The organism is Agrococcus sp. TF02-05, assembly GCF_017565345.1.
GTDB classification, from domain to species: domain Bacteria; phylum Actinomycetota; class Actinomycetes; order Actinomycetales; family Microbacteriaceae; genus Agrococcus; species Agrococcus pavilionensis.
The window spans coordinates 241,494-265,761 of record NZ_JAGEKO010000010.1; the positions used below are offsets into that span (position 1 = coordinate 241,494).

24 protein-coding genes, 1 tRNA gene and 1 pseudogene are annotated in these 24,268 nt (G+C 73.9%); 13 read left to right on the top strand and 13 right to left on the bottom strand.

Going from position 1 to position 24,268, the window contains the following annotated elements; translation table 11 throughout:
* Positions 1-29: 29 nt before the first annotated feature.
* Both JQT67_RS11580 and JQT67_RS11585 read right to left on the bottom strand, forming a co-directional pair.
* Positions 30-431 (bottom strand): HtaA domain-containing protein, encoded by a 402-nt coding sequence (locus tag JQT67_RS11580; protein ID WP_208064774.1) that lies wholly within the window; start codon positions 429-431, stop codon positions 30-32.
* The gene (locus JQT67_RS11585) at positions 428-1,351 is read right to left on the bottom strand and encodes a LysR family transcriptional regulator (protein WP_208064777.1); all 924 of its coding nucleotides are present in this window, start codon (positions 1,349-1,351) and stop codon (positions 428-430) included. Before JQT67_RS11585 ends, JQT67_RS11580 begins: the two co-directional genes overlap by 4 nt.
* Positions 1,352-1,450: 99 nt before the next feature.
* Here JQT67_RS11585 and JQT67_RS11590 point away from each other — a divergent pair, with 99 nt between their 5' ends.
* Positions 1,451-4,402 carry a cytochrome P450 gene (locus tag JQT67_RS11590; protein WP_208064779.1) on the top strand — a complete coding sequence of 984 codons (2,952 nt, stop codon included), beginning with the start codon at positions 1,451-1,453 and terminating at the stop codon, positions 4,400-4,402.
* Positions 4,403-4,421: 19 nt separating this feature from the next.
* Here the strand turns inward: JQT67_RS11590 and JQT67_RS11595 are convergent, their stop codons facing one another.
* Positions 4,422-5,618: a RimK family alpha-L-glutamate ligase gene (locus JQT67_RS11595; RefSeq protein WP_021010063.1), complete on the bottom strand. Its 1,197-nt coding sequence runs from the start codon at positions 5,616-5,618 to the stop codon at positions 4,422-4,424.
* A gap of 37 nt (positions 5,619-5,655) precedes the next feature.
* On the opposite strand from JQT67_RS11595, the gene JQT67_RS11600 reads away from it, so the two are divergent.
* Entirely contained in the window at positions 5,656-6,144 is a 489-nt protein-coding gene (locus JQT67_RS11600) for a RimK/LysX family protein (protein WP_021010064.1), read from the top strand.
* Positions 6,137-7,096 carry a succinylglutamate desuccinylase/aspartoacylase family protein gene (locus JQT67_RS11605; protein WP_307864321.1) on the top strand — a complete coding sequence of 320 codons (960 nt, stop codon included), beginning with the start codon at positions 6,137-6,139 and terminating at the stop codon, positions 7,094-7,096. The genes JQT67_RS11600 and JQT67_RS11605 overlap by 8 nt, the downstream gene beginning before the upstream one ends.
* A 118-nt stretch (positions 7,097-7,214) precedes the next feature.
* On the opposite strand, the gene JQT67_RS11610 is transcribed toward JQT67_RS11605, so the two are convergent.
* On the bottom strand, positions 7,215-7,967 hold the full coding sequence (locus tag JQT67_RS11610; protein WP_208064781.1) for a sulfite exporter TauE/SafE family protein: 753 nt from the start codon (positions 7,965-7,967) through the stop codon (positions 7,215-7,217).
* Between the two features lie 18 nt (positions 7,968-7,985).
* Entirely contained in the window at positions 7,986-8,420 is a 435-nt protein-coding gene (locus JQT67_RS11615; protein ID WP_208064783.1) for a MerR family transcriptional regulator, read from the bottom strand.
* 28 nt (positions 8,421-8,448) lie between these two features.
* Here JQT67_RS11615 and JQT67_RS11620 point away from each other — a divergent pair, with 28 nt between their 5' ends.
* Entirely contained in the window at positions 8,449-9,375 is a 927-nt protein-coding gene (locus JQT67_RS11620; RefSeq protein ID WP_208064784.1) for an NAD(P)/FAD-dependent oxidoreductase, read from the top strand.
* 27 nt (positions 9,376-9,402) lie between these two features.
* Here JQT67_RS11620 and JQT67_RS11625 read toward each other — a convergent pair whose 3' ends face one another.
* Positions 9,403-10,164 (bottom strand): sulfite exporter TauE/SafE family protein, encoded by a 762-nt coding sequence (locus tag JQT67_RS11625; RefSeq protein WP_208064786.1) that lies wholly within the window; start codon positions 10,162-10,164, stop codon positions 9,403-9,405.
* Between the two features lie 28 nt (positions 10,165-10,192).
* Positions 10,193-10,834, bottom strand: coding sequence for an MBL fold metallo-hydrolase (locus JQT67_RS11630; protein WP_208064788.1), 642 nt, complete (start codon positions 10,832-10,834; stop codon positions 10,193-10,195).
* A gap of 76 nt (positions 10,835-10,910) precedes the next feature.
* Between JQT67_RS11630 and JQT67_RS11635 the strand changes: the two genes are divergently transcribed.
* Together JQT67_RS11635 and JQT67_RS11640 are read left to right on the top strand one after the other, a co-directional pair.
* Positions 10,911-11,798 carry a diacylglycerol kinase family protein gene (locus JQT67_RS11635; protein WP_208064790.1) on the top strand — a complete coding sequence of 296 codons (888 nt, stop codon included), beginning with the start codon at positions 10,911-10,913 and terminating at the stop codon, positions 11,796-11,798.
* A gap of 83 nt (positions 11,799-11,881) precedes the next feature.
* A tRNA-Glu gene (locus JQT67_RS11640) sits at positions 11,882-11,954 on the top strand.
* 66 nt (positions 11,955-12,020) lie between these two features.
* Here the strand turns inward: JQT67_RS11640 and JQT67_RS11645 are convergent.
* The 3 genes from JQT67_RS11645 to JQT67_RS11655 form a co-directional block, all read right to left on the bottom strand.
* Complete coding sequence (locus tag JQT67_RS11645; RefSeq protein WP_021010072.1) at positions 12,021-12,869, bottom strand: endonuclease domain-containing protein; 849 nt, start codon at positions 12,867-12,869, stop codon at positions 12,021-12,023.
* Positions 12,870-13,060: 191 nt separating this feature from the next.
* Positions 13,061-14,047, bottom strand: coding sequence for a malate dehydrogenase (locus JQT67_RS11650; RefSeq protein WP_208064792.1), 987 nt, complete (start codon positions 14,045-14,047; stop codon positions 13,061-13,063).
* Positions 14,048-14,080: 33 nt separating this feature from the next.
* A complete protein-coding gene (locus JQT67_RS11655) occupies positions 14,081-15,097 on the bottom strand; it encodes a magnesium and cobalt transport protein CorA (protein ID WP_021010074.1) in 1,017 nt (338 codons plus the stop codon).
* A gap of 107 nt (positions 15,098-15,204) precedes the next feature.
* Here JQT67_RS11655 and leuC point away from each other — a divergent pair, with 107 nt between their 5' ends.
* From leuC to JQT67_RS11690, 7 genes and pseudogenes are all read left to right on the top strand, one after another.
* Complete coding sequence (leuC, locus tag JQT67_RS11660; RefSeq protein WP_208064794.1) at positions 15,205-16,644, top strand: 3-isopropylmalate dehydratase large subunit; 1,440 nt, start codon at positions 15,205-15,207, stop codon at positions 16,642-16,644.
* Entirely contained in the window at positions 16,644-17,267 is a 624-nt protein-coding gene (gene leuD, locus JQT67_RS11665; RefSeq protein WP_021010076.1) for a 3-isopropylmalate dehydratase small subunit, read from the top strand. Before leuC ends, leuD begins: the two co-directional genes overlap by 1 nt.
* Before the next feature lie 41 nt (positions 17,268-17,308).
* Positions 17,309-18,625, top strand: a complete 1,317-nt coding sequence (gene murA / locus JQT67_RS11670; protein WP_026373503.1) for a UDP-N-acetylglucosamine 1-carboxyvinyltransferase — start codon at positions 17,309-17,311, stop codon at positions 18,623-18,625.
* Positions 18,625-19,440, top strand: a complete 816-nt coding sequence (locus JQT67_RS11675) for a 1-acyl-sn-glycerol-3-phosphate acyltransferase (protein WP_208064796.1) — start codon at positions 18,625-18,627, stop codon at positions 19,438-19,440. The genes murA and JQT67_RS11675 overlap by 1 nt, the downstream gene beginning before the upstream one ends.
* A pseudogene (locus tag JQT67_RS11680) lies at positions 19,391-20,537 on the top strand (NAD(P)H-dependent glycerol-3-phosphate dehydrogenase); the annotation flags it as partial. The gene JQT67_RS11675 and the pseudogene JQT67_RS11680, both read left to right, overlap by 50 nt.
* On the top strand, positions 20,434-21,525 hold the full coding sequence (locus JQT67_RS11685; protein ID WP_208064798.1) for a D-alanine--D-alanine ligase family protein: 1,092 nt from the start codon (positions 20,434-20,436) through the stop codon (positions 21,523-21,525). The pseudogene JQT67_RS11680 and the gene JQT67_RS11685, both read left to right, overlap by 104 nt.
* Positions 21,450-22,070: a DUF488 family protein gene (locus JQT67_RS11690; protein ID WP_021010080.1), complete on the top strand. Its 621-nt coding sequence runs from the start codon at positions 21,450-21,452 to the stop codon at positions 22,068-22,070. Before JQT67_RS11685 ends, JQT67_RS11690 begins: the two co-directional genes overlap by 76 nt.
* Here JQT67_RS11690 and JQT67_RS11695 read toward each other — a convergent pair.
* The 3 genes from JQT67_RS11695 to JQT67_RS11705 all read right to left on the bottom strand — a co-directional run bounded on the left by JQT67_RS11695 (position 22,024) and on the right by JQT67_RS11705 (position 24,192).
* Positions 22,024-22,938 (bottom strand): DMT family transporter, encoded by a 915-nt coding sequence (locus JQT67_RS11695; protein ID WP_208064800.1) that lies wholly within the window; start codon positions 22,936-22,938, stop codon positions 22,024-22,026. The genes JQT67_RS11690 and JQT67_RS11695 overlap by 47 nt on opposite strands.
* Positions 22,939-23,014: 76 nt before the next feature.
* The gene (locus tag JQT67_RS11700; protein ID WP_208064802.1) at positions 23,015-23,803 is read right to left on the bottom strand and encodes an alpha/beta fold hydrolase; all 789 of its coding nucleotides are present in this window, start codon (positions 23,801-23,803) and stop codon (positions 23,015-23,017) included.
* 185 nt (positions 23,804-23,988) lie between these two features.
* On the bottom strand, positions 23,989-24,192 hold the full coding sequence (locus JQT67_RS11705; RefSeq protein WP_208064803.1) for a hypothetical protein: 204 nt from the start codon (positions 24,190-24,192) through the stop codon (positions 23,989-23,991).
* Between the last annotated feature and the right edge of the window lie 76 nt (positions 24,193-24,268).

The following is a 24,268-nucleotide window of genomic DNA, read 5'->3' on the forward strand; positions in this document are numbered from 1 at the left end:
TGGCGGGGCCGTTCCGCGTCTGCGTCGGATCAGGGCTCGACGCGCGGGTCGTCGAGCGGAGTGCCCGCCTCGTAGGGCCCGAAGAAGAGGTCGGCGCCGTCCTGCGTGAGCGCGGTGCCCGAGGCGCGCTCGCCGTCGAACGCCGCGATGGTCGCGAAGGCGAGGCGCTCGCCCGGCTCGTGCGGGTCGGCGATCTCGAGCAGCCAGCCCTCGGGCGAGCGCACGATCGCGGGATCGGCGATGACGAGGCGCAGCATGCCGCTGTGCGCGGTGAGCGTCACGGAGCCGAGGAACGCGCCGTCGCCGGCCGCGGGGAAGCGGAAGCGGTCGCCCTCGGCCGTCGCCCCGCCGCCGGCCTCGACCGTGCCCGCCCCGCGGCCGCGCACGTAGTCGAGCAGCGACGCCTTGATGCCCCAGTCGAGCGCGGTCACGGGCGGCCGGGCCAGGGGAGCGAGCGCGCGAACTCGATGAGCGCGCGCGTGCGAGCGGTCGGCTCGGGCGACGCGGGCCAGATCACGTCGATGCCGACCGGCGGCACGCGCGGCGCGATCTCGAGCATGGCGACAGGGTAGCCCTCGTAGCTCGCGGGGTTCGCGGGCCGCTGCACGAGGATGCCGTAGCCCAGGCCGCGGCCGACGAGCGCGCGCACGGCCTCTGAGCTCTGCGCCCGGTGGCGCACGCGCGGCGTGACGCCCGCCGCCGCGAAGAGCGAGAGGGTGTGCTCGCTCGAGGGCGGCGCGTCGAGCAGGATGAGGTCGCGCTCGGCGAGCTCGGCGAGGCGCACCGAGCCGCGCGCGGCGAGCGGGTCGTCGCCCGCGACGACGACGTGCGCGGGCAGGGCGAAGAGCTTGGCCCGGCGCGGCTCGCCCGGCACGAGCGTGTCGTAGACGAAGGCGACGTCGATGCGGCCCGACTCGAGCCGGCCCTCGAGCCGGTCGTGCGTCGCCTCGACGATGTCGAGCTCGACCCGCGGATGCGCGCGGCCGAACCCGGCGAGGAGGGGAGGGAGGATCGTCGGCGCGAGGGTCGGGTAGCAGCCGATCGTGACCGGCCCGACGAGCTCGCCGGGGGCTCCCCGCAGCGAGGTCTCGAGCTCGCGGGACGACGCGAGCAGGTCGCGGGCGCGAGCGACGACATCCGCACCCGCGCTCGTGAGCGTCAGGCCGCGCGCTCGCCGGCGCACCGTCAGCTGCGAGCCGAGCTCGCGCTCGAGCTCGCTGATCGCCTCCGAGATCGCCGACGCCGACACGTGCAATCGCGCGGCGGCAGCGGCGATCGTGCCTTCGTCGGCAGCGCATACGAGGTACGAGAGCTGCCGCAGGGTGAAGCCAGGGGCGTCGAGGGCATCCATTCTTCAACTCCTCCGAGGTAGAACGTGCGATGCATCCGCTTTCGCCAACGTAGCGGGTGGCGGATGATCGAGGCAGGACCGATCACGAGGATGTGCTCCATGCCCGAAGCTCCCGTCGCCGACTGGGTGACGATCCCAGACCTCCACCGCGACCCGTTCCCGATCTACGAGCGCCTGCGCGCCGAGGGCGGCGTGCACTGGGTGCCCGCCGTCGGGCGCTACCTCGTCACCTCCTACGAGGCGGTGCACGAGACCGAGCTCGACCAGGAGGTGTTCTCGGCGAACGAGCGCGGCTCGCTGCAGATCCGCGCGATGGGCCACTCGATGCTGCGCCGCGACGACCCCGAGCACTACCTCGAGCGCAAGGCGTGGCAGCCCGCGCTGCGGCCCGGCGTCGTGCAGCGCGTGTGGCGCTCGACGTTCGAGCGGAACGCCGAGCGCTACCTCGACGAGCTCGTCGAGAAGGGGCCGGGCGCCGACCTCATCTGGGACTTCGCCGCCCCCTACGCCGCCGAGAGCCTGCGCGAGATCATCGGCCTCCACAGCGCTCGGCAGGAGGACCTGCAGCGCTGGTCGCAGACGCTCATCGACGCGACCGGCAACTACGCCGACGACCCCGAGGTGTGGGCGAAGGGGCTGCGCTCGTTCGACGAGGTCGACGCGGCGCTCGACGAGGTGCTGCCGTGGCACGCGGCCAACCCGAACGAGTCGCTGCTGTCGCAGCTCCTGCGCATCCCCGACTACGAGATGCCGATCGAGCGCATCCGCGCCAACGTGAAGATGACGATCGGGGGCGGCCTCAACGAGCCGCGCGACGCGCTCGGGGTCGCCGCGTGGGCGCTCCTGACGCACCCCGAGCAGCGGCGCGCCGTCGAGGCCGACCCGTCGCTGTGGAACGCGGCGTTCGACGAGACGCTCCGCTGGGTCGCGCCGATCGGGCTCTACTCGCGGCAGGTCACGCGCGACACCGAGCTCGCAGGCGTGCGGCTGCCGGCCGGCGCGCGCCTGGGCATCTGCATCCTCTCCGCCAACCGCGACGAGCGCGTGTGGGAGGACGCCGCGCGCTTCGATGTGCGCCGCGAGGTCAAGCCGCACCTCGCCTTCGGGAAGGGCGTGCACGTGTGCCTCGGCGCGTGGGTCGCGCGCTCGGAGGTCGCCGATGTCGCGCTGCCCATGCTCTTCGAGCGGCTGCGCGGGCTCGACGTCGTGCCCGACGCGCCCCCGACGATCGCCGGCTGGGTCTTCCGCGGCATGACGAGCCTCCCCGTGCGGTGGCGCTCGGTCGCCGAGCCCGCGACGGTCGTCGCCGCGCCGGCAGCCGCCGAGCAGGCCGCGCCGTGCATCGCGATCGTCGGCGCCGGGCCCGCAGGCTGCTTCACCGCTCAGGCGCTCCGCCGCCGCTTCCCGGCGGCGGAGCTCGAGGTGCTCGACGGGCTGCCGGTGCCGTACGGGCTCGTGCGGTCGGGCGTCGCCGCCGACCACCCGGGCACGAAGTCGGTCGCGCGGCAGTTCGACCGGCTCTTCCAGCACGAGCGCGTGCGGTTCCGCGGCAACCTGCGCGTCGGCGACGACGTGCCGCTCGACGCGCTCCGAGGCGCCTACGACGCCGTCGTGCTCGCGACCGGCATGCGCGCAGACCGGCCGCTCGACGTGCCGGGCGACGCGCTCGAGGGCGTCCACGGCGCCGGCCGCATCACGCGGCTGCTCAACGCGCACGCCGACGAGGGCGAGGCGCCGTCGCTCGGCGAGCGCGTCGTGGTCGTCGGCCACGGCAACGTCGCGATGGACGTCGTGCGCCTGCTCGCGCGCGACGCCGAGGGACTCGGCGGCACCGACGTCGACGACGAGGCGCACGAGCGCCTCGCCGGTGCCGTGCGCACGATCCACGTCGTCGGCCGCAGCGCCCCGAGCGCCGCGCGCTTCGACCCGGTCATGGTGCGCGAGCTCGCGGGCCTGCCGGGCGTCGCGCATCGCGTGCACGGCGCCGGGCTCGAGGGCATCGAGCCGGGCAAGGACGCGCGGGCGGATGCGGTGCGGGGCCTGGTCGCGGAGCCCTCCTCCCAGCCGCGCGTCGAGGTGCACTGGTGGTTCGGGCTCTCGCCCGCGCGCATCGAGGGCGACGGCCGGGTCGAGCGGGCCGTCTTCCGCGGTGCCGACGGCGAGGTCGAGCTCGCGGCCGACGCGGTCGTGACGGCCGTCGGCTTCGCCGGCGACGACGAGTGCCTCGTCGAACCGGGCGCGCACGCGAGCGGCCGGGTCGAGCCGGGCCTCTACACCGCCGGCTGGCTGCGGCGCGGGCCGCGCGGCACGATCCCCGACCAGCGCACCGACGCGCGAGAGCTCGCGCGCCTCATCGCCGACGACCTCGAGGCCGGCGCGATCGGGGTGGGCCGCGAGGGGCTGCCGCCGGTCGAGGGGGAGACCGACTTCGAGGGCTGGCGGCGCATCGACGTGCGCGAGCAGCTCGGCGCGGCGCCCGGGCGCTCGCGGTCGAAGCTGCGCTCGCGCGCCGCGCTGCTCGAGGCTGCGCGCGACGCGACGATCCCCCTGCCGGAGGTCGAGCGCCTCGAGACCGCGAGCGAGGGGGCGGGGCTGCCGGTGACGGTGCTGTTCGGCACCGAGTCGGGCGGCGCCGAGCTCGTCGCCGACGAGCTGCGGCGCGGCCTCGCGGGCCGGGCGGCAGTCGAGGTCGTCGACATCGCCGACGCCGCGCCGGGCGACCTCGATGCGAGCCGCCTCCACCTGCTCGTCTGCTCGACGTACGGCGACGGCGAGGTGCCGACGAGCGCCCGGTCGTTCCTCCGCGCGCTCGTCGAGGAGCGTCCCGATCTCCGCGGCGTGCGCTTCGCGGCCTTCGGGATGGGCGATCGCAGCTACACGAGGACGTACTCGCGCGGCAGCGAGCTCGTCGCCGAGGCGCTCGCGGCGAGCGGCGCCGAGCGGGTCGGCGAGTACGGCAGGCACGACGCCGGCGGGCCCGTGCCCGCGACCGAGGCTGCGCTCGAGTGGGCCGAGGGGGTGCTCGCCGAGGCGACCGCGCCGGTCGCCTGACGCGCCGGCCGAGCCGCCGTCAGTCCTCCTGCGGCGGCAGCGGCACCTTCGGCAGCTTCTTGACCCGCGCGCGGCGCTTCGGCCGCGCCGGGATCATCGAGCGCATCTCCTCGAGACGGCCGAAGCACAGCAGCCGGTCCTCGGCATGCAGCACCTCGGTGCCCTTCGGGTTCGGGATGACGGTCGTGCCGCGATGCAGCGTCAGCACCGTGATGTCGCGCTCGCGGAGCCCCGACGCGTCGAGCGGCTTGCCGACGAGGTCGGCGTCGCCGTGCACCACGAGCTCGGCGACGCCGAAGCCCGTCGAGACGGCGAGCCGCTCGCGCACGTCGATCTGCGGGAACGCGACCTGGTTGTCGATGTAGTCGATGATCGCGCCCGCGACGTCGAGCCGCGTCGCGCGCTCGATGCCCTCGAGCCCGGGGGAGGAGTTGACCTCCATCACCTGCGGGCCGTCGTTGCCCTCGAGCATGTCGACGCCCGCGACCTTGAGGCCCATGATCTGCGCGGCGCGCACCGCGACGCGCTCGAAGTCGGGGTCGAGCGTCACCGGCTCGACGCTGCCGCCGCGGTGCACGTTCGAGCGGAACTCGTCGCCCTGGGCGCTGCGCCGCATCGCGGCGACGACGCGGTCGCCGACGACGAGCGCGCGGATGTCGCGGCCCTTGCTCTCGGCGACGAAGCGCTGGATGAGCACTTGCTGCTTGGTGCTCTGCAGCGTCTCGATGATCGCCTCGGCGACCTTGATCGTGGGCGCGAGGATGACGCCGATGCCCTGCGTGCCCTCGAGGAGCTTCAGCACGACCGGTGCGCCGCCGACGCGCTCGATCGCGGGGATCACGTCGGCGCGATCGCGCACGAACGTCGTGGGAGGCATCCCGATGTCGTGCCTCGCGAGGATCTGCGTCGCCCGCAGCTTGTCGCGCGAGTTGGCGATGCCGTTCGCGGTGTTGGGCGTGTAGACGTCCATCTGCTCGAACTGCCGCACGACCGCGGTGCCGAAGTAGGTGATCGAGTTGCCGATGCGCGGCAGGATCGCGTCGTAGTCGGTCAGCTGCCGGCCGCGGAACTGCAGGTCGGGCGCCTCGCCCGAGAGGTCGATCGCGAAGCGCAGGGTGTTGAGCACCTTCACGTCGTGGCCGCGCTCGGCGGCCGCGGCGCGGAGCCTGCGGGTGCTGTAGGCGCGCGGAGCGCGCGAGAGGATGGCGAGCCTCATGCGAGGTCGACCTGCCTTCCTGCTTGGATGGGGGCCTATGGGCGATGACCATCCTCGCAGGCCTGCGATCGCCGGTTGGCGCGAATGGGTCGGCCTGCCGCACCTCGGCGTGCCGCACGTGAAGGCCAAGCTCGACACCGGCGCGCGCACGAGCGCCCTGCACGCGTTCGACATCGTCGAGTCGACGCGCGACGGCGCCGACTGGGTGCGCTTCTCGGTGCACCCGTGGCAGCGCTCGGCTGCCGATGCCGTCGTCGTCGAGGTGCCCGTGCACGACCGCCGGCTCGTCCGCTCCTCGACGGGTCACGAGCAGGAGCGCATCGTCATCCGCACGGCGCTCGCGCTGCTCGGGCGCGAGGTGCTCACCGAGGTGACGCTCGCGCGCCGCGACGAGATGGGCTTCCGGCTGCTCGTCGGGCGCGAGGCGCTCCGGCAGGGGTTCGCGGTCGACTCGGCGCGCTCGTACCTCGGCGGCCGCCCCGCGCGCACCGTGCGGCTCAAGAACCGGGGTCGCGCCGGTGCGTGAGTCGTTCGCGATCGGCGGCGTGCGCGTGCGCGCCGGCCAGGCGAAGGGTGTCGAGCTGCCGATCGCCCGGCTCGTGACCGGCGGCGACGTCTCGCTCCCCGTGCGCGTGCTGCACGGCCGCGAGGAGGGGCCGGTCGTCTGGATCGACGCGGCCATCCACGGCGACGAGGTCGTGGGCGTCGAGGTCATCCGGCAGGTGCTCGCGCAGGTGTCGCCCAAGCGGCTCCGCGGCACGCTCATCGCCGTGCCGGTCGTCAACGTGCTCGGGTTCCTCAACGGCGACCGCTACCTGCCCGATCGCCGCGACCTCAACCGATCGTTCCCCGGCTCGGCGCGCGGCTCGCTCGCGAGCCGCATCGCCCACCTGCTCATGACCGAGGTCGTCGCGCGCTGCGACGTCGGCATCGACCTCCACACGGGCTCCGACCGGCGCGACAACCTGCCGCAGATCCGCGCCGACCTCGACGACCCCGAGACGCGCCGGCTCGCGGCCGCGTTCGGCGCGCCCGTCATGCTGCACGCGAAGCTGCGCGACGGCTCGCTCCGCCAGGCCGCTCGCGAGGCGGGCGCGATCGCGCTGCTCTACGAGGCGGGCGAGGCCCTGCGGCTCGAGCAGGAGCCGATCGAGGTGGGCGTCGCGGGCGTGCTGCGCGTGCTCGCCGCGCTCGGGATGCTCGACGACGACGAGGCGGCGGATGCGTCGATCGAGTGCCGCGCGAGCGGCTGGGTGCGCGCTCGCGGCACCGGGATCCTGCACCTCGAGGTCGAGCTCGGCGACCGGGTCGAGTCGGGCGCGCGGCTCGGCCGGGTGGCGGATGCGCTCGGCACGGGCGGCCGGATCGTGCGCGCCGACCGCGCCGGCATCGTCATCGGCCTCACCCGCGCGCCGATCGTGCACGCGGGCGACGCGGTCGCGCACCTCGCGGAGCCTGAAGGATCTTCAACCGGATAGTCGGGCGGGCGAGCCGAATGCTGTCGCGCCCTGTCGGCTGTCCGGTTGAGTCGGGCTCAGCTGGTGGCCCAGCGTCGGCGGTTCGCGCCAACGGCAGCGCGGCGCCGGTCGGGCGGCGCTAGGCGAGCAGGGCGGTCGTGCCCGTCACGATGAGCGCGAGGCCGCCCGCGAGCGAGAGGGCGATGATCGACCACTTGACGACGGTGCGATTCACGAGGTGCGCGAGCCGGTTGCCGAGCAGCACGCCCGCGACGACCGGGACCACGATGAGCGCCCATCCCCACCAGGGCCACTCGGGAGCGCCCTCGGGGGCGACGAACGGGCGGATCGCGACGATCACGCCGCTCACGATCACCCAGAACGGCTGCATCGTCGCGACGAACGTGCGGTCCTGCCAGCCGGAGAGCAGCGTGTAGATGCCGAGCGCGGGCGCGCCCATGCCGACGCTCGCGTTGAGGACGCCGATCGTCGCCCCCGCGGCGACGCGCAGCGGCGGGCCGTCGAGCGCCCGCGCGCTGCTCGTGAAGGCGACCGAGACGACCACCCCGACGACCGCGATGACGCCGACGACGACGCGCAGCGCATCCGTGTCCGCACCCTTCGCCAGCAGGAGGCCCGGCACCATCATCGCGACCGCGGGGACGGCGAGCCACGCGAGCCGCCGCCAGTCGATGTCGCGCCAGACGCTCGGGAGGATCACGAGGCACGCGAGCGCGCCGTAGAGGTTGACGACGAGCACCGCCGCGAGCGGGCCCGCCACGAGCGCGACCGCCGGGGTGACGACGAGCCCCCAGCCCATCCCGATCATGCGCTGCCCCGCCGCGCCGATGAAGACGGCGACGGCCGCGACGGCGAGGGAGAGGAGGTCCACGGCCGTCAGCGTAGGTGCTCAGGGGGATGCGCGTCGGTGCAGGCGCGCCGAGTGCGCGATCGGCTGCGGCTCGGCGGTGATGAGGTCGCGGAAGCCCGGGCACTGCGCGAAGTCGCTGTGGGTGCACGACTGGAGGTGGCGGATGACGGCGAGCGCCGCCTCGAGCTCCGCCTGCTGGCGCTCGAGCCGGGTGACGTGGTCGGCGAGCAGCGCGTGCCGCTCGGCAGCGCTCTCGGTCGCGAGCACCGAGCGGATGGTGGCGAGCGACATGCCCGCGTCCTGGCCGCGCAGGATCGTGCCGATGCGCATGCGCGCGCTCTCGTCGTAGCGGCGCTTGCCGCCCACGCGCGTCGTGGGCTCGAGCACGCCCTCGGCCTCCCAGTGGCGCAGCACGTGCGGGGCGAGGGAGAACTCGGCGGCGAGCTCGCCGATCGACAGCAGACTTGACCTCATGTCGACATGAAGTCACATGCTGGTGCGCATGGCAACGCTCGACCTCGTCCAGGACCCTTCGCGAGCCGGCTCCGAGCCGCTCGACTGCATCGTCGTCGGCGGCGGCCCCGCCGGGCTGCAGGCCGCGCTCACCCTCGCGCGCGTGCACCGCTCCGTCGCGCTCGTCGACGCCGGTCCGGGTCGCAACGCATCCGCCGCGCACATGCACAACGTCGTCTCGCGCGACGGGACGCCGCCCGCGGAGTTCCGCACCGCCGCGCGCGAGCAGCTCGCCGGCTACGCGACCGTGCGGCTCGTCGACGACCGGGTCGCCGCCGCCGAGGCGGGGGAGCGCGCCGTCGCGGTCGAGCTCGCCAGCGGGGAGCGGCTCGAGGCGCGCTTCCTGCTGCTCGCGACGGGCGTCGCCGACGTGCCGCTGCCGCTCGGCCTCGCGCGGCACTGGGGCGGCCAGGTCGCCCACTGCCCGTTCTGCCACGGCCATGAGCTCGGCGACCGGGTCGTCGTGCTCGGCGGCGAGCCGCAGCGCGAGCACGTCGCGCGCATCATGGCGGGCGTGGCCGAGCACGTGACGTGGCTCACCGACGGGTTGCCTGTCGACCAGGAGGCGCGAGCGGCGCTCGCGGCCCGCGGCATCGAGGTCGACGAGCGGCGCGCGACCGGTGTCGTCGAGGACGGCGGCCGGCTGACGGCGATCGAGCTCGAGGACGGCACGGCGCTGCCGTGCACCGGCGTGCTCGCGGGCGGCGACTTCCGGCAGGGCTCGACGCTGCCCGAGGCGCTCGCTTGTGCCATGCGGCCCGACGGCACGATCGAGGTCGACATGCTCGGCCGCACGAGCGTGCCGCGCGTGCTCGCCGCGGGTGACGCGGCGCTCTCCGGCGGGCACTCGGTCATCGCGGCCGCGGCGGCCGGCCAGCTCGCTGCCGCGGGGATCGTGCGGGAGCTCATCGCGTGAGCCCCGCCGCCGGCGGGGCCGCGGGGTTCACGCCGTCGCGAGGAATCCCGCGATGCCCGTGCCGATGACGGCGACGCCACCGACGATGGAGAGCACGATGACTGCCGCGCGCGCGACGCCCGCGGGCACCCGGTGAGCGATGCGGTGGGCGAGCAGCGTGCCGAGCGCCGCTGCCGCCGAGGCGCCCGCCCACGCCCACCACGGCCACTCGGGGAAGCCCTCGGGCACGAGCGCCGCCCGCTGACCGAGCGTCACGAGGTTGAGCACGACCCAGAACGGCTGCATCGTGGCCGCGAGCACGAGCGGGTCCCAGCGGCTCACGAGCGCGTAGATGCCGACGAGCGGGGCGCCGACGCCGACCGCGGCGTTGAAGCCGCCGATCGCGAGGCCGGAGCCGATGCGCGTGCCCGGGCCGTCGAGCGTGTGGCGCGAGCGCGTGAAGACGACGGAGATCAGCACGCCCGCGATCGCGAGGATCCCGACCGCGATGCGGAGCGCATCCGCCGACACGACGCGCGCCAGTAGCAGCCCCGCGACGCTCGCGGGCACCGCGGGCAGCAGCAGCCATGTCAGTCGTCGCCAGTCGACGTCGCGCCACACGCCCGGCAGCATGAGCGAGCACGCGACGACGGCGAAGATGCAGTTGAGCGGCACCGCCGCGATCGGGCCGGCGACGATCGTCGACACCGGGCCCATCACGAGCCCGAAGCCGAGCCCGACGACGCGCTGGGCGACCGTCGCGACGAAGATCGCCGCCGCGTAGAGCAGCAGCGTGAGCGGATCGATCACGACGGCGCGCCCGGGCGGCGCGCGGTCATCAGTGCTCGCCGATGCGGAGCGAGTCGCCGTTCTCGAGCCGGTGGTGCGTGCCGCCGTGCTCGGCGGCCGCCGCCTCGATGCGCGCGTGCGCCATGCCGAGGCCCATGGGCGAGAGGGGCGCGTCGTGCACCGCGAAGGTCGCGCGCGGCGCGACCGCGGTCACGAAGTCCATCACGTCGCCGATCTTGAGCCACGGAGCGCCGGCGGGCGCCGCGAGCACCTCGACCTTGACGTCGGGCGTCGCGTAGGAGTCGCCCGGGTAGTAGAAGCGCTCGTTCACGAGCACGCCGAGGTTGTCGACGAGCGGGATCGAGCGGTGGATCTCGGCGTGCGTGCCGCCGAAGAAGCGGAGCCGGAAGGGGCCGGCGGTGACGCGCTCGCCCGCCTCCACGACCGTGACGTCGAACTCCTCCGCGGCGGCCGCGACGCCCGCGGGCGCGTAGATGGGCGTGCCCGGGTTGGCCGCGAGCAGCTCGCGCAGCCGGCCGGCGTCCCAGTGGTCGGCGTGCTCGTGCGTGATGACGATCGCGACGAGGTCGGGGGCCGAGACGGGGCCGGTCTGGTTGCCCGGGTCGATGACGAGCTGGCGTCCGTCCTCGTCGAGGATCATGCAGGCGTGCTCTCGCTTGGTCACTCGCATGGCATCCACGATAGGCGGTGCGGCGGGCCGGCGCAGGTGCACCGGTCGCGCCTGCGGCTCGCCTAGGCTCGCTCGCGTGCGCATCGTCGTGGCGTCGAAGCCGACCAGCGCCGGCCGCGCGGGCGCTGTCGGCGAGCGCGTCGCTGCGCGCCTCGCCGCGCTCGGGCACGACGTGCGGCACATCGCGGCCGCCGACTACCGCGGCCAGCTCGAGCAGTCGCGCTTCGCGATGACGACGGCGGATGCGCTCGTCGTCGTGGGCGGGGACGGCATGGTGCACCTCGGCGTCAACATCGTCGGCGGCACCTCGAAGCGGCTCGTGATCGTGCCGGCGGGCAGCGGCAACGACTTCGCGGCCTCGCTCGGGATCCGCAGCGCGGAGCAGGCGATGGATGGGCTCGAAGCGGCGCTCGCGGCCTCGCCCGAGCGCTTCGACCTCGTGCGCATCGAGCACCCCGACGGGGTCGAGCTCGCGGCGGGCGTCGTCTCGGTCGGCTTCGACGCCGACGTCACGGTGCGCTCGAACCGGTTCACGCGCGTGCCGCGCGCGTTGCGCTACCGCGCCGCGATCGCCGCGACGCTCCTGCGGCCGCGGCACCGCACGTTCCGGATGCGCTTCGACGGCGGCGAGGAGCGGTCGTGGCGCACGCTCATCGCGGCGATCGCCAACAACGGCACGTTCGGCGGCGGGGTGCCGATCGCGCCGAGCGCGTCGCTGCACGACGGCCGGCTCACGGCGGTGCTCGCCGACGAGGTGTCGTACCCGCGGTTCTTGCTCACGCTCGCGAAGGTGCTGCGCGGTCGCCACGAGGCCGATCGCCGCCTGCACGTCCGCGACTGCGAGTCGGTCGAGATCGCGAGCGACGACCCGGTGACGGTGTGCGCAGACGGGGAGATGGTGGGGAGGCTGCCGGTGCGCTGCACCGCGATGCCGGGCGCGCTGCAGGTGCTCCGAGCTCCGTGACGGGCCGCCGCCGGCGCCGATTTGGCGCACGCCCGATTCGTGTGGCACACTATCCAGGTTGCTTTCGCGAGCGAGAGCAGTACGGCCCCATCGTATAGCGGCCTAGTACGCCGCCCTCTCACGGCGGTAACGCGGGTTCGAATCCCGCTGGGGTCACACCAGGAGCGCCCCGGTCTCACGACCGGGGCGCTTCGCCGTTCCCGGCCCGACCTCGCAGCCCGCTCACCCCGCGAGCCGGACGGGCGCCGGTCGTCCCTGCGCCATCACGAGCTCGATGACCGACATCGTGCGCGGCCGCTCGTGCATGACATCGGCGTAGCCGAAGCGCAGCCAGCGGCCACCGGCTGCCGTGATCGCGGTGCCCCGTCTCCGGTCCTTCGCCGCCTGCTTCTCGTTGTCGTGCCACTCGTCGCCGTCGGTCTCCACCCACAGCCAGCCATCGATCAGCAGGTCACCGCGACCGCCGCCCGGTGCGGGCATCTGCGTCTCGACGCGCCATCCGCGGTCGCGGCACGGCACGCGCAGCAGCGACTCGAGCCCCGACTCCGCGCTCGCGTCGAGCTCGCGCCGCCATGGCCGGCACCGGAGCGGCAGCATCCCGAAGAGCCGGTCGAGCCCATCCTCACCGAGGAGCCCCTTGTGCAGCGCGCTGTCGATCGAGGCGATCGCGTCGTCCCGCTCCACCCGCCGGGCATGCTGCGCGAGCGCATCGACGAGGCTCACGCGCCACAGCTTGTCGTCGACCGTGAAGTCGCTCCAGATGCGTTCGCCTTCGAGCACGTTCGGCGGACTCGAGTGCGGGCGGGTGGCGATCTGCACCACGCGCAGCTCCGTCACCCAGACGCCGTAGGAGCGCAGAGCGCTGGCTCCGCCGAGGACCCCGCCGCTCCGAAGCGCTGCTCCGATCGCCGGATTCGCGTCAGGCGTGACGACCCACCACCTGCCGATGGCGACGAGCCGTCCGCTCGCGACCTCAGCTCGGATCGACCGGTACGGATGGCCGAGGGCGTGCAGCGCGGCGCGCGTCGTCGCGCCCTGCGCCGCGAGGACGTCGGCCATGATGCTGCGCATCGACGAAGCGTGCCTGCTCCGACGCCACGGCATGCCGACGCGGCGTCGCGCTGTGGAGAGCGGCGGACGCCGCGGTCGATCCGATGCGACCGTGCATCGCGCAGGGAGTCGATGTCACGGAGGGAGTCGACGATCGACTCCCTCCGTGACGGATCTCGAATCGCGACTCCCTGCGTGACGCCTCGCCCGCCTCAGCCCAGGTAGCCGAGCGCCCGCACCTGCTCGCGCTCCTGCTCGAGCTCCGCCACCGAGGCGCGCAGCTGCTCCGTGACCTCCGGCTCGAGCTCGAGGTCGTCGACGATCGTCCACTCGCCCTCGGCGGTCGTCACCGGGAACGACGAGACGAGCCCCTCGGGCACGTCGTACTCGCCGCGCGAGATGACCGACATCGACGTCCAGTCATCGGGCGCCGTGCCGAGCATCCACGAGCGCACGTGGTCGATCGTCGCCGACGCGGCCGACGCGGCCGACGAGGCGCCGCGCGCCGCGATGACCGCCGCGCCGCGGTTCGCGACCGTCGGCGCGAACTCGTCGCGCACCCACTCGCGCTCGACGAGGTCGGTCGCGAGCGACTCGCCCACGATCGCGTGCGTCAGGTCCGGTACTTGTGTCGTCGAATGGTTGCCCCACACGATCATGCGCCGGATGCCGGCGACCGGCTCGCCCGTCCGCGCCGCGAGCTGCGCGATCGCGCGGTTGTGGTCGAGCCGCGTGAGCGCCGAGAAGCGCTCGCGCGGGATGTCGGGCGCGGCGGCGGCCGCGATGAGCGCGTTCGTGTTCGCGGGGTTCCCCGTCACGGTGATGCGGATGTCCTGGCTCGCGTGCTCCTGGATCGCGCGCCCCTGCGCGCTGAAGATCGCGCCGTTCGCGGCGAGCAGGTCGGATCGCTCCATGCCCGGGCCGCGCGGCCGCGCGCCCACGAGCAGCGCGTGGTCGGCGCCCTCGAAGGCGACCGACGCATCCGCCGTCGTGTCGACCGAGTGCAGCAGCGGGAAGGCCGAGTCGTGCAGCTCCATGACGACGCCCTCGAGCGCCGGCAGCGCATCCGGGATCTCGAGGATCCGCAGCCGCACCGGCTGGTCTGGCCCGAGCATGTCGCCCGCGGCGATGCGGAACAGCAGCTGGTAGCCGATCTGGCCTGCGCCGCCCGTGACGGCGACGGTGATGGGAGCGCGCATGCGCCCATCGTGCCGTGCGCTCCCTGGACGTCGCTAGAGCCAGCCCCGCCGCCGGAACGCGAGGTAGAGGCCGCCCGCGAGCAGCACCATGAGCAGCAGCGCGAAGGGGTAGCCGAGACCCCAGTGCAGCTCGGGCAGCGTGCGGAAGTTCATGCCGTAGATGCCGGCGATGAGGGTCGGGGCGAAGAGGATCGCGGCCCACGACGTGACCTTCTTCGTCTGCTCGTTCTGCTCGACCTGCAGCGCCGTGAGCGCGCGCATCTCGTCGTTCTGCCGCTCGGCGACGCGAGCGGACGCGAGCTGCAGCAGCGAGGTGAGCAGCCGTTGCGCGGCCTCGAGCCTGGCAGCCGTCTGCTGCGCGTGGTCGTCGACGTCGCGGAGGTGCCTGCGCAGCTCGTCGGCCTCGCGCTCGGGCTCTCGCGCGAGGCGCGCCGCGAACCGCTCGACGATGCCGCTCACCGGCTCCGCGGCGCGCTCGATCGCCACCACCCGGCGGAGCGCGCGGTACACGTCGACGGTGCCCGGATCGCCCTCCCCGAAGAAGGACTCCTCGATCTCGGCGATGCGCTCCCGCATCGCGTCGGCGAGAGCCGCGTGCTGGTCCGCCGTCTCGTCGAGCAGCGCGTAGAGCACCGTCGCCGGCGAGACCTCGAGCCCGTCGCGGCCCGACCCGAGCCGCTCGCGCACATCGGCGAGCCCCTCGCGGCGATCCCACGAGATCGTCACGACGCAGCGCGGCGCGACGATCGCGTGCACCTCGTGGGCGACGAGCCGCTCGCCGAGCTGTTCGAGCCGATGCAGCACGCAGTAGCTCACGCCGTCGTAGGGCTCGAGCTTCGGGCGCTGCCCGCGCTGCAGCACGTCCTCGATGACGAGCCGGTGCAGCTCGAGCTCCGCCGTCACGGCGAGCAGCTCGGGCTCGTCGGGGTCGACGAGGTCGACCCACGCGAAGCCTCCGCGCTCGGCGGCCGTCTCGAGCACTCGATCGAACGGCACCGCGCCGTCGACGCGCGTGCCCTCGGCCCAGACGGATGCGTCGGCGATGGCCATGCGAGCAATGTACGGCCGCGGCGTGTTCGCCGACAGAGGAGCGGCACCGGCCCCCGCGTAGACTGATCGGATGGCCGATCGCGGTCGCGCAAGTGCTGGGAGGGCAGATGGGCAAGACGCTCGCTGAGAAGGTGTGGGACGACCACGTCGTGGTGAAGGGCGAGGACGGCGCCCCCGACCTCATCTACATCGACCTCCACCTCGTGCACGAGGTGACGAGCCCGCAGGCCTTCGACGGCCTCCGCCAGGCCGGCCGCTGCCTCCGTCGCACCGACCTCACGGTCGCGACCGAGGACCACAACACGCCGACGCTCGATATCGACAAGCCCATCCAGGACCCGACGAGCCGGAAGCAGATCGAGACGCTGCGGCAGAACGCGGCCGAGTTCGGCGTGCGCATCCACTCGCTCGGCGACAAGGAGCAGGGCATCGTGCACCTCGTCGGCCCGCAGCTCGGCCTCACGCTCCCGGGCGTCACCGTCGTCTGCGGTGACTCGCACACCTCGACGCACGGCGCGTTCGGCGCGATGGCCTTCGGCATCGGCACGAGCGAGGTCGAGCACGTCATGGCGACGCAGACGCTCCCGCTCAAGCCCTTCAAGACCATGGCGATCAACGTCGAGGGCGAGCTGCGCCCCGGCGTGACGGCGAAGGACATCATCCTCGCGGTCATCGCCAAGATCGGCACCGGCGGTGGCGCCGGCTACGTCTTCGAGTACCGCGGCAGCGCGATCCGCTCCCTCTCGATCGAGGGCCGCATGACGATCTGCAACATGTCGATCGAGGCCGGCGCCCGCGCGGGCATGGTCGCGCCCGATGAGACGACCTTCGCCTACGTGAAGGACAAGCCGCACGCGCCCAAGGGCGCCGACTGGGATGCGGCGCTCGAGTACTGGAAGACGCTCCCGACCGACGACGACGCCGTCTTCGACGCCGAGATCTTCATCGACGCATCCGAGCTCGAGCCCTTCGTCACGTGGGGCACGAACCCCGGCCAGGGCGTCTCGCTCTCGGGCGAGGTGCCGGCGCCCGAGTCGTTCGACGACCCGACCGACCGCGCCGCCGCCGAGCGGGCGCTCGAGTACATGGACCTCAAGCCCGGCACGCGGCTCAAGGACATCGCCGTCGACACCGTCTTCATCGGCTCGTGCACGAACTCGCGCATGGAGGACCTCACGGCAGCGGCCGAGATCATCCGCGGTCGGAAGAAGGCGGATGGGGTGCGCGTGCTGGTCGTGCCGGGCTCGGCACGGGTGCGGCTCGAGGCCGAGGCCGCCGGGCTCGACAAGGTCTTCACGGACTTCGGCGCCGAGTGGCGCTTCGCCGGCTGCTCGATGTGCCTCGGCATGAACCCCGACCAGCTCGCGCCGGGGGAGCGCTGCGCGTCGACCTCGAACCGCAACTTCGAGGGCCGGCAGGGCAAGGGCGGTCGCACGCACCTCGTCTCGCCGCTCGTCGCCGCGGCGACCGCGATCCGCGGCACGCTCTCGAGCCCGTGGGACCTGGAGGCCGCTGAGGCCGAGCTCGTGAAGGACGGAGTCGCCTGATGGAGAAGATCAGCACGCTGACGGGCCCGATCGTGCCGCTCGAGCGCTCGAACGTCGACACCGACCAGATCATCCCCGCTGTGTTCCTCAAGCGGGTCACGAAGACCGGCTACGACGACGCGCTCTTCCACTCGTGGCGGCAGGATCCCGCGTTCGTGCTCAACCAGGAGCCGTACCGGCACGGCGGCATCCTCGTCGTCGGCAACGACTTCGGCACCGGCTCGAGCCGCGAGCACGCCGTGTGGGCGCTCCGCGACTTCGGCATCACCGCCGTGCTCGGGCCGCGCTTCGGCGAGATCTTCCGCGGCAACGCCGGCAAGCAGGGCCTGCTCGTCGGCAAGATCACGGAGGAGGCGACGGAGGCCCTGTGGGCCGTCGCGCGCGCGAACCCGGGCGAGCCCGTGACGGTCGACCTGGAGGCTCGCACCGCGACCGCAGCCGGTGTCAGCCATCCCTTCGAGATCGATGACTACACTCGCTGGCGCCTGCTCGAGGGCCTCGACGACATCGCGCTCACCCTGCGCGACGAAGCCGCGATCTCCGCGTTCGAGGCCAAGCGTCCGTCGTGGATGCCCACGACGCAGGATCGGACGCCCCAGGCACGAACGCAAGGAGCCTCGTGAACCTCACCGAGTTCAGCAAGAGCGCCGGAGCCGCGGTCGGCATGAACGTCGACCGCATCACCGTGCGGGGCGGCAAGCCGCTCCAGGGCCGCATCCAGATGAAGGGCGCGAAGAACCTCGTCACGAAGGCGATGGTCGCGGCGCTGCTCGGCGAGTCGCCGAGCGAGCTGCGCAGCGTGCCCGAGATCAGCGACGTGCGCGTCGTGCAGGGCCTGCTCGAGCTCCACGGCGTGACGGTCGAGCGCGACGGCGACACGCTGCGGCTCGACCCGGCGAACGTGCGCACGGCGCACGAGACGTCGATCAACGCGCACGCGGGCTCCTCGCGCATCCCGATCCTGTTCTGCGGCCCGCTGCTGCACCAGCTCGGCGAGGCGTTCATCCCCGACCTCGGCGGCTGCCACATCGGCGACCGGCCGATCGACTACCACCTCGAGGTGCTCCGCAACTTCGGCGCCGTCGTCGAGAAGTTGCCGAGCGGCATCCGCATGTCGGCGCCCAACGGACTGCACGGCGCGAAGATCCACCTGCCCTACCCCTCGGTCGGCGCGACCGAGCAGGTGCTGCTCGGCGCCGTGCGCGCGAAGGGCCGCACCGAGCTCACGGGCGCCGCGGTCGAGCCCGAGATCATGGACCTCATCGCGATCCTGCAGAAGATGGGCGCCGAGATCCAGGTCGACACCGACCGCACGATCCGCATCGAGGGCGTCGACAAGCTCGTCGGCTACCGCCACACGGCGCTCTTCGACCGCAACGAGGCAGCCTCGTGGGCGTGCGCGGCGCTCGCGACCGGCGGCGACGTCTTCCTCGAGGGCGCGCGCCAGCCCGAGATGACGACCTTCCTCAACGTCTTCCGCAAGGCGGGCGGCGCCTTCGAGATCGAGGACGACGGCATCCGCTTCTGGCACCCTGGCGGCGACCTCAAGCCCGTCGTCGTCGAGACCGACGTGCACCCCGGCTTCATGACCGATTGGCAGCAGCCGCTCGTCGTGGCGCTCGCGAAGGCCAACGGCATCTCGATCGTGCACGAGACCGTCTACGAGCAGCGCTTCGGCTTCACCGAGGCGCTCGTCGAGATGGGTGCGCGCATCCAGATCCACACCGATTGCCTCGGCAGCCACGCGTGCCGCTTCGGGCAGCGCAACTACGAGCACTCCGCCGTCATCGCGGGCCCCGTCGAGCTGCACGGCGCGGATGTCGTGGTGCCCGACCTGCGCGGCGGCTTCAGCCACCTCGTGGCGGCGCTGACCGCCGAGGGCACGAGCCGCATCTCGAACGTCGGGATCATCGCCCGGGGCTACGAGCGCTTCATCGAGAAGCTCGAGACCCTCGGCGCGGACTTCGACGTGGAGGGCTGATGGCGCTGCCCGGCCGCCCGCCGAAGCCGGAGCGCACATCCGTCTACGTCGGGATCGCCGCCGCGGTCATCCCGGCGATGACCGCGATGGCGAAGCTCCGCATCCGCGGGCACGAGCACCTGCCCGCGCGCGGCGCGTTCGTGCTCTCGCCCAACCACTACAGCGAGATCGACCCGATCGTCATGGCGATGGCGGTGTGGAAGGCCGGCCGCGTGCCGCGCTTCATGGCGAAGGCGAGCCTGTTCAGGATCCCCGTCGTCGGCGCGATCCTGCGCGCCGCGGGCCAGATCCCGGTCGAGCGCGCGGGCCGCTCCGCGCAGTCGGCGCCGATGGAGGCCGCCCGCACGCTCGTGCGCGACGAGCTCGGCGTCATCATCTACCCCGAGGGCTCGCTCACGCGCGAGCCCGACCTGTGGCCCATGCGCGGCAAGACCGGCGCCGTGCGCATGGCGCTCGAGGCGGGCGTGCCGCTCATCCCCGCCGCGCACTGGGGCACGCAGCACCTCATGCCGCGCTACGGCAAGGTGATCCGCCCGTTCCCGCGGAAGACGATCGACATCCTCTTCGGCCCGCCCGTCGACCTCTCCGACTTCGAGGGCAAGACCGACCAGGCCTCGATGACCGCCGCGACCGACCGCGTCATGGGCGCGATCGCCGGTCTGCTCGGCGAGCTGCGCGGCGAGGAGCCCCCCGCCGTGCGCTACGACCCCGCCCACTACGGGCAGGCCGAGACGGGCCGCTTCGAGCCGGGCACGCAGGGGCCGGATGCGTCGGCCGGCGACGCGCGGGACGACGACGGGCGCGCGGATGGCTGACGTCGCGGTCCTCGGCGCGGGGAGCTGGGGCACGACGTTCGCGAAGGCGCTCGCCGACGGCGGCACCGACACGGTGCTGTGGGCGAGGCGGCCCGAGGCGGCGCGCGAGATCGACGAGTCGCGCCGCAACACGCGCTACCTGCCGGGCATCACGCTCCCGGCGACCCTGCACGCGACGAGCGACATCCGCGCGGCACTCGAGGGCGCATCCCAGGTCTACCTCGCCGTGCCGAGCCAGCAGCTGCGCGAGCTGCTGCGCGAGCACGGCGGCGCGATCGGGCCCGACGCGCCCATCGTGAGCCTCATCAAGGGGGTCGAGGCGGGCTCGCGGCTGCGCATGAGCGAGGTGATCGCCGAGGAGCTCGCGATCGACGCCGGCCGCATCGCGGTCGTGTCGGGCCCGAACCTCGCGCTCGAGATCGCCCAGGAGCACCCGACTGCCGCGGTCGTCTCGTCCTCGAGCCCCGAGACGGCGCGCGAGGTCGCCAAGCGCGCCCGCAACGACTACTTCCACTCCTTCATCAACACCGACGTCGTCGGCACCGAGTTCGGCGGCGTGCTGAAGAACCTCGTCGCGCTCGCGATCGGCATCGTCGACGGCGTCGGGTACGGCGAGAACACGAAGGCGTCGATCATCACGCGCGGCCTCGCCGAGGTGACCGACTTCGCGGTCGCCCACGGCGCCGAGCGCGAGACGATGAGCGGGCTCGCGGGCCTCGGCGACCTCATCGCGACGTGCGGATCGCCGCTCTCGCGCAACTTCACAGCCGGCCGGCTGCTCGGCATGGGCTACTCGCGCACCGACGTCGTCGCCCGCATGGAGCAGGTCGCCGAGGGCCTCGCCTCGGTCGAGCCGGTCGCGCAGCTCGCGGCCGCGGCGGGCGTGCGCATGCCGATCCTCGAGCAGGTGCGGCTCGTGCTCGACGGCGAGATGGACCCGCGCGACATCGCACCGCATCTGACGACCGACGACGAGCCGATCCAGGAGTGACCGTGGCCGAGGGGAAGACGCGCGTCGCGCTGCTGTTCGGAGGTCGCTCGAGCGAGCACCTCATCTCGTGCGCGACCGCCGGGAGCGTGCTCGCGCACATCGACCGCGACCGCTACGACGTCGTGCCGATCGGCATCGCGCGCGACGGCCGCTTCGTGCTGCAGGCCGACGACCCGGCGCCGCTCGCGCTCGAGCGCTCGCCCGAGGTCGTCGGCGGCGACGCCGTGCTCATGCCGACCACGAGCGACTCGCGCACGCTCACCGCGGTCGACGCAGCGGGCGCGATCCGCGAGCTCGGCGACGTCGACGTCGTCTTCCCCATCCTGCACGGGCGCTTCGGCGAGGACGGCACCGTGCAGGGCATGCTCGACCTCATCGACATCCCCTACGTGGGCAACGGCGTGCTCTCGAGCGCCGTCGCGATGGACAAGCACTTCGCCAAGACGGTGCTCGAGCACGTCGGCATCGCCGTCGCGCCGTGGATGACCGTCTCGCGCGGCGAGTGGCGACGCGACGCGGAGGGCGTGCGCGCGCGCCTCGCCGACTTCCCGCTCCCGGTGTTCGTCAAGCCGGCCCGCGCCGGCTCGTCGGTCGGCGTCACGCGCGTCGACGCGCCCGCCGATCTCGATCGCGCGATGGAGCTCGCGCTCGCCGAGGACTCGCGCGCGCTCGTCGAGGTCGGGATCGCGGGCCGCGAGATCGAGGTCGGCGTGCTCGGCGGCCGCGACGGCGCGCGGCCGCGCGCCTCGCTGCCCGGCGAGATCGTGCTCGACGAGGGCACGTACTACGACTTCGACGCGAAGTACCGCGGCACCCCGACCGCGCGCACCGAGTGCCCGGCCGACCTCGATGAGGCGACGGTGCGCGAGCTGCAGGAGACGGCGGTCCGCGCCTTCGAGGCGATCGAGGGCGCGGGCCTCGCGCGCGTCGACTTCTTCCTCTCGCCCGAGCACGGCATCGTCGTGAACGAGATCAACACGATGCCCGGCTTCACCTCCATCTCGATGTTCCCCGTCGTGTGGCAGGCGAGCGGCATCGCCTACACCGACCTCATCACCGAGCTCATCGAGCTCGGGCTCGGGGAGGAGCGGTAGCCGGCCCGCTGCTCACGGTCGGCCACGGCCGGCTCGACGGCGACGGCCTGCGCTCGCTCCTGACGGGCGCGGGCGTCGAGCTCGTCGTCGACATCCGGCGCTTCCCCGGCAGCCGCACGAACCCCGCCGCCGCTCGCGACGCCATCGAGGGCGAGCTCGCCGCGGGCGGCATCGCGTGGCGCTGGGAGGAGCGGCTCGGCGGCCGGCGCCGGCTGACGGCCGAGCAGGACGCCGCCTCGCCCGACGGCTGGTGGCGCGTCGACGCGTTCCGCGCCTACGCCGCCTGGACGCGGACGCCGGAGTTCGAGGCCGGCATGGCGTCGGTGCTCGAGGATGCGTCGGCGCGGCGCACGGCGGTCATGTGCTCGGAGGCGGTGTGGTGGCGATGCCATCGGCGGGTGGTCGCCGACGTCGCGGCGCGGCTGCACGGCGTGCCGGTCGAGCACCTCATGCACGACGGCTCGCTGCGGCCGCACGAGCCGAGCGAGACCGCGACCGTCAGCGGCGGGGCGCTGCAGTGGCCGCCGGTGCCGGGCGCCGGCTGAGAGCGCGATCGGGCAGCCGCGTGAGCGCGACGCCGACGAGGCACACGAGCCCGCCGATGAGCGCGAGCGGCGGCGGCACCTCGCCCAGCAGCGGCCACGCCGCGGCGGTCGCGAGCACGGGCACGAGGTAGGTCGTCGTGATGAGCCTGCCCGCGGGCATCCGGCCCAGCGCGTACGCCCACGCGAGGAACGCGATCGCGGTCGGCACGACGCCGAGGTAGACGACGCCCGCGATCTCGGCCGCCGACGCGGCGCCGACCTGGGCGACGAGCGGCCCGGCCCACGGCAGGCTGCCGACCGTGCCGATCGCGACGCCGATGAACGTCATCTGCAGGCCGGGCAGGCGGCGCAGCAGCGGCTTCTGCAGCAGCACCGCGATCGCGTAGGTCACGGCGGCGAGCGCGAGCAGCACGCCGGTGACGCTCAGCGCACCGGTCGCGGTCGCGGCGCCGATGAGCGCGACGCCGCCGAACGCGACGAGCGCGCCGACCATGAGCCAGCGCGGGAAGCCCTCGCCGAGCAGCGTGCCCGCGACGAGCGCGACGATGAGCGGTGCGACGTTCACGAGCAGCGCCGCGGTGCCGGCGTCGAGCTCGTGCTCCGCGGCGTTGAGGGCGAGGTTGTAGATGAGAAACCACGAGAGGCCGAAGGCCGCCAGCAGCAGCCACTCGCGCCGCGTGGGGCGCACCCAGCCGCCGCGCGCGAGCTGCACGCCGCCGAGCACGACCGCGGCGACCGCGAGCCGTCCGAGCGTGAGCGCGCCCGGGTCGAAGGCGCCCGCGAGCGCGCGGATGACGAAGGCCCACGCGAGCAGCGGCACGACGACCGCGCCGATGACGAGCAGCCGGTCGCGCGCGGGGAGGGTCATGCGGCGAGCCTAGGCGCGGCCGCCCGCACCGACGAGCGGCGACCCTGCCGAGCTCCGTCGAGATCCCGCCAGCGCTTCAGAGCAGCACGTGCGTCGGCTCGAGCAGCCAGTGGTCGACCCCGCCGCGCAGCCAGTCCCGCAGCATCGCGTTGAAGCGCTTCGCGTGGTCGAGGTTCCAGATGTGGCGCATGCCCGGCGCGGTGCGCGTCTCAGCGTGCGGCGCGACCTCGAGCAGGGCGTCGAGAGACTGGGCCATCACGGGAGGGTCGAACTCTCCCGCGACCAGCAGCATCCGCCCCCGGTAGCCCTCGAGCCCCTCCGGCATCGCGCCGGCCCAGATCTCGTCGAGCATCGCGCGCGCGGTCGCGCGGCGCACCGAGAGCCCGTGCTCGACGAAGCGGCCGACGCCCTCGGGCGAGAGGCCGAGGCTGCTCGCCTGCGCGCGCCAGAGCGCGCGGCGGTTCCACAGCAGCAGCTGCAGCGCCGAGGCGGTGCGCGCGACGCCGATGACGGGCAGCACCGCGGTGCCGCTCGTGAGCACCGACGCGGCGAGCTGCGGGTGCCGCGCCGCGAGGTGCAGCGCGAGCACGCCCCCGAGCGAGACGCCGACGACGTCGACCGCGCCCTCCGCGCCGAGATCGCGGATGCGTCGGGCGACGTCGTCCGCCGCGGCCGCGAGCCCCGGCCACTCCTCGTCGACGCGCGGCCCGAACCCGGGGAGGTGCGGCGTGAGGGCGAGGCGATCGCGCACCGCCGGCAGCTGCGGCTCCCACATCCAGTTCCCGGCGCTCCCGGCGTGCAGGAGCACGACCGGCCGGTGGGCGCTCGCGACCGACGGCCGGTGGGCTTCGGGGAAGGCGGTCATTGCCAGGGTGCTCCGGGTGCCGAGCCGGCGGCGCCCGGTGGGGCGGAGCGGATCGGGGTTCGCGCGCCGAGACGTCGCGCGGATCGGGGGACAGGGTGGGTCAAGACCGAGTCGACCACCCCGGCCCCCGCGATGTCAACTCGGGCGCCCCGCCGCACCGCGGGCGCGAGCGGATCGACCCCCGGTCAGGTGCCGCTGGGCGCGTCGGCGTCGAAGCCCTCCGCGGGGCTCTCCTCGATGCTCTCGCCGATCGCCGGGTCGGGCTCGCTCGTGTGCGTCTGCCCGGTGTCGATGCCCTCGTCGACGACCGCCTCGTCGGGCGAGTGGCTCGAGCGCTGCGCCGGGTCGACCTGCTCGCCGGGGGCGTCGGGCTGCTGCTCGTCGTGCATGGTGCTCTCCTCATCCGCGGCGTCGCTGGCCGCTCGCGGCCGACGCTACGCGCCGAGGCTGGGGGAGCGCCGAGCC